Source organism: Chryseobacterium sp. Marseille-Q3244 (genome assembly GCF_940807095.1).
GTDB lineage: Bacteria > Bacteroidota > Bacteroidia > Flavobacteriales > Weeksellaceae > Chryseobacterium.
This window is the reverse complement of sequence record NZ_CALNWX010000006.1, coordinates 256,040-269,410: the sequence shown is the minus strand read 5'-3', so window position 1 is coordinate 269,410 and position 13,371 is coordinate 256,040. Positions and strand designations below refer to the sequence as shown.

General features: G+C 36.3%; 9 protein-coding genes. 5 read left to right on the top strand and 4 right to left on the bottom strand.

Annotated elements, in window-relative coordinates:
• Positions 1-66 precede the first annotated feature (66 nt).
• Genes NBX25_RS13260 through NBX25_RS13250 form a run of 3 tightly spaced genes read right to left on the bottom strand, consistent with a single transcriptional unit; the run spans position 67 to position 5,239 of the window.
• Positions 67-2,502, bottom strand: a complete 2,436-nt coding sequence (locus tag NBX25_RS13260) for a TonB-dependent receptor (protein WP_250253962.1) — start codon at positions 2,500-2,502, stop codon at positions 67-69.
• Between the two features lie 23 nt (positions 2,503-2,525).
• Positions 2,526-4,007 (bottom strand): trehalase family glycosidase, encoded by a 1,482-nt coding sequence (locus tag NBX25_RS13255; RefSeq protein WP_250253961.1) that lies wholly within the window; start codon positions 4,005-4,007, stop codon positions 2,526-2,528.
• 2 nt (positions 4,008-4,009) lie between these two features.
• The gene (locus tag NBX25_RS13250) at positions 4,010-5,239 is read right to left on the bottom strand and encodes an MFS transporter (RefSeq protein ID WP_250253960.1); all 1,230 of its coding nucleotides are present in this window, start codon (positions 5,237-5,239) and stop codon (positions 4,010-4,012) included.
• 122 nt (positions 5,240-5,361) lie between these two features.
• Between NBX25_RS13250 and NBX25_RS13245 the strand changes: the two genes are divergently transcribed.
• Both NBX25_RS13245 and NBX25_RS13240 read left to right on the top strand, forming a co-directional pair.
• Positions 5,362-6,225, top strand: coding sequence for an AraC family transcriptional regulator (locus NBX25_RS13245; protein WP_123910142.1), 864 nt, complete (start codon positions 5,362-5,364; stop codon positions 6,223-6,225).
• A 120-nt stretch (positions 6,226-6,345) separates the two neighbouring features.
• A complete protein-coding gene (locus tag NBX25_RS13240; protein WP_250253959.1) occupies positions 6,346-6,639 on the top strand; it encodes a DUF3892 domain-containing protein in 294 nt (97 codons plus the stop codon).
• Positions 6,640-6,726: 87 nt separating this feature from the next.
• Here NBX25_RS13240 and NBX25_RS13235 read toward each other — a convergent pair whose 3' ends face one another.
• Positions 6,727-7,281 (bottom strand): thioredoxin family protein, encoded by a 555-nt coding sequence (locus NBX25_RS13235; protein ID WP_250254009.1) that lies wholly within the window; start codon positions 7,279-7,281, stop codon positions 6,727-6,729.
• Positions 7,282-7,592: 311 nt separating this feature from the next.
• Between NBX25_RS13235 and NBX25_RS13230 the strand changes: the two genes are divergently transcribed.
• From NBX25_RS13230 to NBX25_RS13220, 3 genes are all read left to right on the top strand, one after another.
• Positions 7,593-8,189 (top strand): TetR/AcrR family transcriptional regulator, encoded by a 597-nt coding sequence (locus NBX25_RS13230; protein ID WP_250253957.1) that lies wholly within the window; start codon positions 7,593-7,595, stop codon positions 8,187-8,189.
• A 369-nt stretch (positions 8,190-8,558) separates the two neighbouring features.
• Complete coding sequence (locus NBX25_RS13225; RefSeq protein WP_250253956.1) at positions 8,559-9,719, top strand: efflux RND transporter periplasmic adaptor subunit; 1,161 nt, start codon at positions 8,559-8,561, stop codon at positions 9,717-9,719.
• Positions 9,720-9,873: 154 nt separating this feature from the next.
• On the top strand, positions 9,874-13,056 hold the full coding sequence (locus NBX25_RS13220; protein WP_250253955.1) for an efflux RND transporter permease subunit: 3,183 nt from the start codon (positions 9,874-9,876) through the stop codon (positions 13,054-13,056).
• Positions 13,057-13,371 lie beyond the last annotated feature (315 nt).

The following is a 13,371-nucleotide window of genomic DNA, read 5'->3' as shown; positions in this document are numbered from 1 at the left end:
TGTGAGGGAAATAAAAAAACCGTCAGGACTAGGCCCTGGCGGTTTCATGTTATAAAGAAATAGAGTTTAGAAATCTAAAGTAATAGATGCTCTGGCAGCTGCTCCCATAATAGGTCTTGCCATTCTTATATTTCCGGCTACAGTCTGAGACCTTGGATCTCCTTCTGTAATTCCGATCGTATTAAAGATATTGGTTCCATCTACTGCAAAGCGAATTTTTCCTAACTGATAAGACATTCCGGCTCCAAATTCAGTAAATGAAGGCAGAATATTATCATCTGTATTTCCTTCATTCTGGAAACGTTTTCCATAATAATTCATGCTCACATACGCTCTCCATTCTTTGGTAATATTCACCGCAGGCGCAATATTGAAATAGAACTTAGGAATTCTTCTTACAATATTTCCACTATAATCGAAGGTAGTACCATCAGCATTTCGTCCGTTAAAATCTTTATATTTCGGATTCTGAATGGTCCCGTTGAAAGTAACTTCAAAGACATTATTGAATAATCTCGCATATCCTTCAATTTCTACCCCAAAATTGGTAGTATTGGCAAATTTATTTTCCGAAGTTCCGTCTGAGTAAACATCTGTAAATGAAAGGTTTTTAAGTGCCGAATAGAAAGGAATCACTGCAATATCGAAAGTACGGGAATAATACTTATACCCTACTTCCAACTGGTTGGTTAATACAGGTTTTACAACACTTAAATTTCCTATATTATTGTAATATGCTTCTTCATTTGGAGATCTGAATCCATGGGAAAAACGGGCATATATCGCATTTTCACGATTGATCTTATAATTAGATGCCAATGTATAAGAGACTTTATTAATATCATAATACCAATAGGTAAACTGATTTCCGAGAACATTCATATGGTCATCAGCAGTCGTGGTATCAAAACCATGAGTTCCATCAACGGTTAACCCTGAATTATTAAGATTGGCTGTAGTCGTATTAACTTTGTATCCTCTGTAGAAGTCGCGGCTGTAGCGGATTCCTCCATTAAAGCTTAATGCATCCGTCACATTGTAATCCAGATTTAAATAAAGATCATTCAGACTTCCCTGGATCTGTGAATCCCTAAGCAAAGTAGACATATCCGTCACTCCGTTATACGTTTTAGAATATCCTACACTGCTTGGACTAAGAGATGGATCTACCAGGTTTAGCAGCTCGGGCCTGTCTGTAGCAGTAGTCAGGATATTACTCCAGTTCCAGTATTGATGGGATTTCCAGTTTGATTTATAAAATCCGGCCGTTACATTTCCTTTGTCGAATTTATAATTGAACTGTAGATCATTCACAAAATTATTCATCTGCTTATCAATCGCCCAGAACCCTAGTTTTTGAACAAATTGAGGATCAACCAAAGCTCCATTGCTTACCATAGAATACTGGTAATTGGTCATTCCCATACCTTTCGCAAAATCTGCTCCGGTTTGAGGTGCCCCTGCCGGGAAAATCCCCGTATAATTCATATTGATATTGGTGTACCGGGTTTTATTTAAAACGCTGAAGTTTCCACCCAGGTCATATTTAAATTCTGCTCCTAATACATCTACTTTCGGATGAATTCCATCTTCCAGGTTTCTGCTGAAAAAACCACCTCCGGCCTGTGGAATGTTTAACTGACTGATGGCTCTGTAACTGTACGTTCCATAATTAGGATCAAAACCGTTGAATCCTTTTAATTTATCACCATCTTGCGTCAATGGAATCGGGAGGAAGAAGGTATTTCTGTCATCCAGTTTTTTATAATACACTTTAACGTAGCCTTTATCAAAGACATACTTCAGGTTCATTCTGATCTGCCCACCATTATTAGCTTTGAATCCTGTTTTTCTGATTCCGTCATCTGATCTATAGAAACCACCTATATTGAAGAATAATTTATCTTTCACCAAAGCACCCCCCACATTAAGATCTGTACGCATTAATCCATAAGTACTGGTTTCAAGCTTGGCAGTTCCTTTAAAGTCATTAGTTCCTTCTTTGGTAATAAAGTTGATAAGCCCTCCCGGAGAATTATTGGCATAAATAGACCCTGACCCTCCTCTTAAAGCTTCCAGACGGCTTACAGAATTATCTACACGGAAAAAATTATCCGCATTGGCAAACTGAAGTGCTCCATCTTCAAAAACCGGAAGACCATCTTCCTGAACCTGCACAAATTCGTACGCTCCAGCAGAAGGGATTCCTCTTGCAAAAAGGTTATTTCCAACCTCACCTCCTGAAGTTTCCACAGCAAATCCCGGAACTCTCTGTAGCAAAGCTGCTGCACTGATGGGATTCTGCTTTTGAATTTCCTTGGCACTGAATGTGGAAATAGCAGTACTGGATTCTATTTTTTTCTTGGGATTGGAATTCCCTGTAATGACAACCTGATCGATAGAAGAAACCTTCACAGAATCTTGTGGAGTTTCCTGTGCATATGCTTTATTGAAATATAATACAGCAGTTGCGGCAATTAAAAAGATTGATTTTTTTTTCATAGCCCTATTTTTTATTGTTAGTTTCAGTTTTGTTGTAGTTTTAAATACACTCCATTCGTCCAACCGAATCCGTCCTGATTGGGATATTCCCCGCCTCCTGCAATTGTTTCCGTATCTAATGCATTGTATTTTTCCATCAATTTTCCAGTGTTCTTATACACTCTTTCCACATTCGAACACCAGTTGTTTTTAATAAGTTCCGCCTCATCATCAAAACCATAATTTTTCATGGCTTTAAAGCCAAGCCATTGATAAGGAGCCCATGCATTGGGTAAATCCCATTGTTGACCTGTTTTTTTAGTCGTAGTAACCAACCCTCCCGGATATAAAAATTTTTCAAAAATGGTTTCAGCCACTGCTTTGGCTTGATTCTGATCTGCAATTCCCAGAAATAAAGGGTAAAGAGCAGCAATATGTTCAGACGGTGTTTTTGTGTTTTTTTGAATATGATAATCTTTGTAAATCTTCGTCTTTTCATCCCAGAAGTATTTATTAATCATATGTCTTCGGCTTGCTGCTCTTTCAGTAAAATAATTTTCTTTGTCTTTCAGATGTTGAAGCGCTGATGATTTTGCCAGTGTTGTTTCTAAATGCCATAAAAGACAGTTTAAGTCTACCTCAGCAAGATTCAGCGTTTCAATAGTCTGTATATGTTCTCCATCTGCAAACCATCTGCTGGAAAAATCCCAGCCGGATTCACAGGCACTTCTTATATTTCTATAAAATTCTTCTCCTGACGCATTTTCCTGGTCTTCAATATCAATCAGATAACTTTCAGGACGAGGTTCGTTTTCTGTGTCATAATATCTGTTCAGAACATCTCCATCCTTAGTTTTTACTACTCTTTTCAACCCAGTCCCAATTTTTGTTTCCTCTTCCCCGTCCATCCAGAAAGCATATTCTTTTTCTAAAGTATCATCATATTGAGTATAAATAGTATCATCATTTTTAGTCTCAGCAAGAAGATCAAGCATCAGCGAAAAATAGGGAGGCTGTGAGCGGCTTAAGAAATGAGTCCTGCTGGCATTGGGAACAAATCCAACATTTTGAATCAGGTAAGAACAGTTTTCTACAATATTCTCCATCATTTCTACTCTACCTGAAACCTGCAGCCCAAGCATAATAAAATAGCTATCCCAATAAAAAAACTCATTGAAACGTCCACCCGGAACGATATAAGGTTTTGGTAATTTTAAAAGAGTGCCTTTTTCTTCGTAAGCTGTGCGTGTCAATTCATCCCAAAGCTTTTCTATATGCTGCCCGATTGGAAGATGATCTTCTCTACGGATAGAAACTTTAGCACCTAGAAAATCAAAATAAGTCATCACAAAATTTTTCAGGTCGAAACCGGCAGTATCTTTTTCCTGTTCGTATTTTGCATTAATCTCCGCAATCGGAAATAAAGGAACGGCATCGGTCATCATTTTCTGATCTTCAAAAATCTTCGACTTTTGTACGGCATCAAAAAGTACCTGGATTTCTTTTATATAAAGCTGATTACTCATAATTATTTCTTAGGGTTAATTTTTAATTTATTCATGAAAATTGCTGAAGTTATCAACAATGAAAGGGGAATCAAAGACAGGTAAAATGCCTGCTGTCCGCTGAATTCCTGAAACACAAAACCTGTAATGATTGAACCTATTGTTCCCCCGATGGCAGAGAAAACCACGATCAATCCAGACATCGCACTGTGTAAGTATTTAGGGATGGAAGCAAGAATCACTGAGTTGATACTCGGATAAATCGGGGCCAGTAAACCTCCCATTAATGGAAATAAATACACTACAAGTGGTGCATTCAGCCAATTTGTACCGGCATCAATATGAATATTATGAGTTAGCGGAAGCACCAAAAGTAAACTTACAGCAAAACCAATCACACAGAATGACACCACATAAATCCAGCTGATTTTCCTGGAAAAGAAACCTGATAAGAATCTTCCCAATGCAAAAGCTCCTGCTAAAACAGCACCCGCCTGAATACTCATGGAGGTTGGAACTTTTAAAATTTCTTTATAAAAAGTGGGAGTCCATGTCTGGAAACTCTGCTCCACCAATACAAAAAGAAATGCACACAGTAAAAAGAACAATACTTTTTTATAGCTAAATAAACTTACGCTATTTTTTAAATCACCTAATAAATCGGTTTTCTCACTTTTCGCTTCTTTTTCATTCAGTTTTGAAAAGAATAAAAATAGGAAAGACAAAGCTGAGAGAATTCCTAAGATCCAATATACATTAAGCCAATGGGTAGATTTCGGATTGTGATCGTCAATATATAAACTGAATAAAACATTTCCTGCCAAAACTCCGATCATAAAAAATCCTTCCAGAAATCCCATAAAGCTTGAGTGCTCTTTATCCGTTTCTGTTACCAAACCAATGGAGGTAAAAACAGAAATTTTAATAAGCGCAAAAGAAACTCCTACAATGGCAAATAATACTTTGAAGATCCAGAAATCATTTGTAAACGGCATCACAAAGCACATTCCGCTCACCAGAAATAGTGCAATCAGCATTGAATTCTTAATCCCAATTTTAGGAAGAAACGAAGCGAGAATAAATGAACAGATCGCAATCGGAAGATCTTTAAAGCCTTCCAGTACACTAGCAGATGATTTTGAAATCCCGAAGTTCTGCTGTACCTGCAAAATCACTGTTCCCACAGAATTCAGAAGAATTGCGAAAACAAAATAGTTCAAAAATAAAACCGCCTTGATGTTGAAGTTTTTCATTCAGGTTATTTCTTTGCGGCTAAGATAGAAGCATTTCTGTTCACAATAATTTAACACAATAAATCAATATTTGAACAATATTAATATAATTAGTATTTTAGTGATTAAATATGATTAATTAAATGAAAGTTACTTTTGAAAGAGTAATTCCCAATGAGAAAAGCTCCTTTCGTACCATTCATAATAACTCTCCTATTTCAGAATTCAAATGGGAGTACCATTATCATCCCGAAATTGAGCTGGTATGTGTCATTTCCGGGAGCGGAACCCGTCACGTTGGCTATCATAAAAGCAATTATACACATGGAGATCTCGTTCTGATCGGTTCTAATATTCCCCATTCAGGATTTGGATTGAATTCTATTGATCCGCATGAAGAAATAGTCCTTCAGTTTAAAGAAGAAATTCTCCAGTTTCCCCAACAAGAAGTGGAAGCCAGATCCATCAAAAATCTGCTTGAACTTTCAAAATATGGCATTCACTTTCATCATAAAGTAAAGAAAGCTCTCCTTCCGAAATTAAAATTGATGTTGGAATCAGAAGGTTATAAAAGATATTTATTGCTGTTGGAAATTCTTTTTGAACTTTCAAAGTGTACAGACTATGACCTTTTGAATAAGGAAATTATGCCTTACACCATTATTTCAAAGAATAAAACGCGTCTTGAAAATATTTTCACTTATGTAGAACACCATTACGACAAGGAAATCAATATTGAAGATGTCGCAAAACTGGCAAACCTGACTTTACCGGCCTTTTGTAATTTTTTTAAAAAAGCAACCCAGATCACCTTTACAGAATTTGTAAACCGATATCGCATCAATAAAGCCTGTCTGCTGATGGCTCAGGATAAATCGATTTCAGAATGCAGTTACGGTTGTGGCTTCAATAATGTAACCTATTTCAACAGGATGTTTAAAAAGTATACAGGAAAAACACCTTCAGAGTTCATTAAAGATTATGCTCATAATAAGGTAAGTGTATAGATTAAAAATATTAAGTCTAATTTTTTTTAATCCCTCGGTTTATGGAAAACCGTAAAGACATATAATTGTCATAATCTATTTTTGTTAAAACTATTTATTAACAATCTTAAATATAAAATTATGTCAATTAGAATTACATGTATTAACAAAGACAATGGCTATCACGAGAACCCTAATTTAGCAATTACTTACCTCGGCTGGATAAATGAAACAACTAAAGAATCTGGAAAAAATACTAGACTAGAAATATATTCTTGGATAAAGGAAAACAATGGATATGCTTATGTTACTGATAATAATGGTAATAAAGCAAAAGTTATTACTGCCGAGACAAGCTATGGAACTAAATATTTAAAGACAGAAGCAGATAATACAACGAAAAACAATTTATTATCACTACCAGAATGTAAATAATTGTTTCATCTTTTAAATTTAAAAAGCTGTTCCTAAAGAACAGCTTTCAATTTAATATTATATAAATAACTTTCAATTCTCAGCTAGCTACTTCCATTTAATATTACATCCCATACTAGGTCTCTGAATTTCTTCCTGAGATTCTCCAGCTAAAAGATTTTCAAAAGCAATAATCAAATCTTCTCCGGTAACATCTTTGTTATTTCCAGGTCTTGAATCATCCATCTGGCCTCTGTATACAAGGTCTAATTTATCATCAAAGAAATAGAAATCAGGAGTACATGCCGCTTCGTAAGCTTTTGCAATAGCCTGGCTCTCGTCAAATAAATAAGGGAAATCAAAATTTCTTTCGATTTGGAACTCAATCATTTTTTCAGGAGAGTCATCCGGATATTTTTCAATATCATTAGCATTGATCGCGATGAATTCAATTCCTTTTTCATTATAGTCTTCATACAATTCATTGATTTTATCAATTACATGAAGAACAAACGGACAGTGGTTGCACATGAAGATAACCAGCGTTCCTTTTTCTCCTTTCAGTTCTTCTAAAGACTGAAGTTCATTCGTTTTTGACGGGTTCGGAAGCTCAAAAAACGGAGCTTTTGTACCTAATGCCAACATATTGGAGGGAGTATTCATATCCTTTTTCTTTAGTTTCACAAAGATAAAAATTTCTTTGGTTATATTGGTAAGGAAGATGGAGGCTGGAAGATGAAAGTTTATTGAAGCCATAAAATATCTATTCTCATATTCTATTTATTGACTCAGGCTATTTACCTTATTAATTATTACAATAATTTTTTAATTATATACTTAAACTACTTCCAGCAACCATTCTTCCAGCTTCCGGCCTATCTCAAATTCCTTATTTTTTCATTAAATTTAAAATATCGTTTGGAAGATATCTTCAAAAGTTTGTAGTTTTGCTAACACTGTTAGAAAAGAATATCATGGGCTTACATGAACGTCGTCAAAGAGAAAAAGAATCCATACGTGCAAGTATCTTGCAGGCGGCATTCACTTTGGCGAAATCTGAAGGCTGGGCATCACTATCTATGCGTAAAATAGCGGACGCTATTGAATACAGCGCACCGGTGGTGTATGATTATTTCGAAAACAAGGATGCTATTCTATTTGAAATTTCATTAGATGGCTTTCACAAATTACACATAGAATTATTAAAAGCACAACAGCAATATGATACTCCGGAAGAGCAGCTTGTAGCTCTTGTAGATGCTTATTGGAACTTTGCTTTTAATAATAAGGAATATTACCAACTCATGTTTGGACTGGGAATGCAATGTTGTGGAAAAGGGCAGATGAAGAAAGAATTCTCTTCGTTCCAGGAGTTGATTTATGAATGTACCTATAACATCATTGAAAAAAACGGATCGAATACAGATAATGCATGTCATATGTCTCACGCCCTATTTTCAGCGGTTCATGGGATGATTTCCATTATGATGATGCGTACAGGAGATATTCCATCTACTATGAATAAATCGACTTTGGATGAGACCGTTTCATCATTTATTAAGTCTTTATAATATTTTTTTGAACTAAAATTAACACTGTTAGGAAATTTAACACTGAATTAATGTAATATATTCGTTAAATCCTAATTAAAAATAAAAAAACATCTATGTAAAACTCTACACGATTCGATTGTTAAAGGTACTTATTTTTTCTTTTTAAATTAACACCGTTAGCAAAATTAACATGATTTACACCTCACATCTTCATATACTTAAACATTAAAAACAATTTTCAATTATGGAAACAATCGACTTGATCGGACATTAAAAATTCTGTAATTTTTTTTGAACAATTCATTAACACTGTTAGGAAAAAAAACAGCATTTATTAAAAAGAAACATTACTTCAATCTAACACTTTATTTAAAAATTAAATTAACAATGAACATACCTGGAAAAACAAGGTTTATTGTACTTATATCAAGTATAATTCTTTTACAGAGCTGCACCAAGGCTGCGGAAGGATCCAATACTGCACCTCCAGCTCCTGAACTTCCGGTTTATACCGTTATATCCTCTCCTGCTACCACCTATCAGGAATTCCCAACTGCTTTAGAAGGGAAAAACAATGTGGAAATCAGATCTCAGGTTGATGGATATCTTGACAGAATTTATGTAGAGGAAGGCGCTTATGTAAGAGCCGGACAACCTTTATTTAAAATAGACTCAAGAACTTATGGTGAGCAGATGAATATGGCGAATGCTAATCTTCAGGCTGCCAATGCCAATATACAAAAGGCAAAAGTAGAAGTAGACAGACTTCAGCCTTTAGTTGCTGCAAAAGTTGTATCTGATGTTCAGCTTAAAACAGCAAAAGCCAACTATGAAGCCGCTATAGCTGCCGCATCACAAGCCAGAGCATCTGTTGGCAGTGCTAAAATCAATGTAGGATTTACAACGATTACTGCACCCGTAAGTGGATATATCGGACGAATTCCTTTTAAAAAGGGAAGCCTGATCTCAAGAACTGATCCTAATCCATTGACTTTACTATCAGACATCAGTGAAATTTATGCCTATTTCTCTTTAAGTGAACTTGATTTTATTGCTTTTCAGAATAAATATCCCGGCGCAACTTTAGAGGAAAAGTTAAAAAATATGCCTATGGTAGACTTGGTTATTGCCGACAACAGTACTTATCCTGAAAAAGGAAGATTAAGCATTGTAGACGGACAGTTTGACAAAACAACAGGAGCCATCAGCGTACGTGCCGTTTTCCCTAATACCAACGGAACACTGAGAACCGGAAATACAGGAAGAATACGTATGCCGCAACTGATTTCAAATGCAGTGGTTATTCCACAGGAATCTACTTTCGAAATTCAGGATAAAACGTATGTCTATGTAATGGGCAATGATAAAAAGGTAACCGGAAAACCTATTAAAATTTCAGGAAAAACAGACAGTTATTACTTTATCTCTGAAGGACTTTCACCAGGAGAAAAAATTGTCTACACCGGAATCGGAAACCTGAAAGACGGAGCCTCCATCAAACCCAAAGCTATTTCTTCGGATAGCCTATTGAGAGCAAAGCCGTTGTAACTGTTTAAACTTTTTTAACCACAAAAGTCATAAAAGCTTTTAGATAAGTATATACAGTTGAATTGATTATGCTGATAAGTACATATAAGTATTTGAAAATCTTTAAAACTTGAGTGTTAAAAAAGTGTAAGCAAATTAAAAAAATAAACTTCTTATGTTAAAACAATTTATAGAAAGACCGGTCCTTTCCACGGTCATCTCCATAATACTCTTATTATTGGGAGCTTTGTCTCTCTTTAATTTGCCTATCGCCCTCTTTCCGGATATTGCTCCACCGAGTGTCCAGGTAACGGCTTTTTATCCGGGAGCAAATGCTGAAGTAGTGGCACGTTCTGTAGCAACCCCTATTGAGGAAGCTGTGAACGGAGTGGAAAACATGACGTACATGACTTCCAACTCCAGTAATGACGGTACCATGACCTTAAGCGTTTTCTTTAAGCAAGGATCTGATCCCGATAATGCTGCCGTAAACGTACAAAACCGTGTATCAAAAGCAATGAGCCAGCTTCCTCAGGAAGTAGTACAAGCTGGAATTTCCACTCAGAAAGTTCAGAACAGTATGATTATGTTTATGGGATTAACGAGTGATGATCCTAAACAATATGATGAGCTTTTCTTGCAGAATTATCTAAAAATCAACATCATTCCTCAGATACAGCGTATTCCGGGAGTTGCACAGGCACAGGTATTCGGAACCAGAGATTATTCGATGAGAATCTGGCTGAAACCGGACAGATTAGCTGCTAATAACCTTTCTCCACAGGAAGTGTTAGGCGCTATCAAAGATCATAACCTTGAAGCTGCTCCGGGACGTCTTGGACAGGGAAGTAAGGAAACTTACGAATATATCCTTAAATATAAAGGAAAACTGAACAAGAATGAAGACTATGAAAATATCGCCATCAAAGCGAATAGTGACGGTTCTTTCTTAAGATTAAAAGATGTTGCAAGAGTAGAATTCGGATCTTATACTTATACAGCGGCCAACAGAGTGGATGGAAAGCCTGTTTCAGGGTTTGCTATTTTACAAACAGCTGGTTCCAATGCGAATGAGATCCTTACTGAGATTGAAAAACAGGTAGACCAGTTCAGTACTACCCTGCCTAAAGGAGTGAAGCCAATTATCATGTATAACTCCAAAGATTTCCTTGATGCTTCTATTCATCAGGTCGTTGAAACATTGGTGATTGCATTTATTTTGGTATTTATCGTAGTATTTATTTTCCTTCAGGATTTCAGATCTACTTTAATCCCAGCCATTGCCGTACCTGTCGCTATTATTGGTACATTCTTCTTCCTTCAGTTATTTGGTTTCAGTATCAACATGCTTACTTTATTTGCATTGGTTCTGGCCATCGGTATTGTGGTAGATGATGCTATTGTCGTGGTAGAAGCCGTCCATTCTAAAATGGAACAAACAGGAATGCCTGTGGAACACGCAACCATGAACTCCATGAGTGAGATTTCCGGAGCCATTATTTCAATTACATTGGTGATGTGTGCAGTATTTATTCCGGTTGGTTTTATGCAAGGTCCTGCGGGAGTTTTCTACAGACAGTTCGCCTTTACATTAGCCATTGCCATTATGATTTCGGCGGTGAATGCTTTAACGTTAAGCCCAGCATTATGCGCCCTTTTCTTAAGTGATCCTCAAGGAGAGCACGGTGAACATGGTCACAAAAAAGGTTTTGGAGCGAGGTTTTTCAATGCATTTAATGCCAGCTTCAATAATATGACCAAAAAATATATTTACAGTCTTAAGTTTTTAATCAAAAACAAATGGGTAGCTATTGGAGGCCTTGTTGTCATCACAGCAGCGAGTATTTTTATGATTAAAAAAGCACCATCAGGATTTATTCCAACAGAAGACCAGGGATTTGTATTATATGCAGTGAATACTCCTCCGGGAAGTTCATTGGAAAGGACTCACAGAGCGACTGAACAGATTGATAAAATCATTAACGGAGAAAAAGCAACCAACCACCTTTGGGTAGCCGATGGAATGAACTTCATCAGTAATGCGAATGCTTCTCCATATTCTGCAGGTTTTATCAAACTTAAAGATTATGATCAACGTGGAGAAATGAAGGATCCGGATCAAATTGCTGCTGCATTAACAGGAAAAGTAAGCCAGGTAAAAGACGCTAATGCTTTCTTCTTCAATTTCCCTACCATTCAGGGATTTGGTAACGTGTCCGGTTTTGAATTTATGCTACAGGATAAAACCAACGGATCTTTTGAGCAATTGGGAACCACGACTCAACAATTCATTGGTGAATTAATGAAGCGTCCGGAAATTGCCTTTGCCTTTACAACGTATGCAGCCGGAAATCCACAATACACCATTGATGTAGATACAGATAAAGCCAATCAGTTAGGAGTTTCTATCACCGAATTAATGCAGACCATGCAGATTTACTACGGAAGTAGCTTCGTTTCTGATTTCAACAGATTCGGGAAATACTATAGGGTAATGGCTCAGGCAGATATTCCTTACCGTACGGATATTAATTCTTTGGAGGGAATCTATGTGAAAAACAAATCTGGAGAAATGGTTCCTGCTAAAACTTTAGTCACCTTAAAAAGAACCTTCGGGCCGGAAACTGTGACGAGAAATAACCTTTTCAATGCGGTAACTATTAATGGTACTCCAAAACCGGGATACAGTACCGGAGATGCCATTAAAGCTGTAGAAGAAGTTGCTCAGAAATCACTTCCGAGAGGCTATGGATATGAATGGACAGGAATTACGCGTGAGGAGATCAAAACAGGAGGACAAACAACTTTTATCTTCTTACTAAGTATTTTATTTGTGTATTTCCTGTTAGCTGCTCAATACGAAAGTTATATTCTTCCGTTTGCCATTATTTTAACTATTCCAACCGGAATATTCGGAGTATTTGCCTTCACAGGTCTGGCAGGAATTGATAACAATATTTATGTACAGGTAGGATTAATCATGTTGGTGGGATTATTAGCAAAAAATGCCATCCTGATCGTAGAATTTGCTGTTCAGAGAAGAAAAGCAGGAAGATCATTGATTGAATCTGCACTTCAGGCTTCAAGATTACGTCTAAGACCCATCCTGATGACTTCTTTTGCTTTCATCGTAGGAATGCTTCCATTAGTTTGGACGCAGGGAGCTTCTGCAAAAGGAAACCATTCTATTGGGTATAGTACCGTAGGTGGAATGCTTACAGGAGTAGTATTCGGAATTTTCATTATTCCTGTGATGTATGTTGTCTTCCAATATCTGCATGAAAAAATGCCAAGCAGAAAGAAGAAAAGACTTCTGAAAAAGCAAATGGAAGAAGAACTTCTGGCAACTCCTCATTAATTAAATGGTAACAAAAAATGGAATTTATAAATCATAAAATATTTCAAACACTTAAGTGATTTTAAGTTAAAAATATATTGCATAAGAAGTACACATAAGTTTTTGAAAATCTTTGATTTTCTTGTCCGAAAGCATCTGTGTAAATCTGCGCAATCTGTGGGAAATAAAATTTTTCAAATAAGATTACACAAAAGTTACAAAAGCTTTTGCATAAGCAGTACACTTAAGTTTTTTTGAAAATCTTTGATTTTATCACCTGAAAGCATGTGTGGAAATCTGTGGGAAAATAAAACCCTTAAAGTTTTGTACTCCATT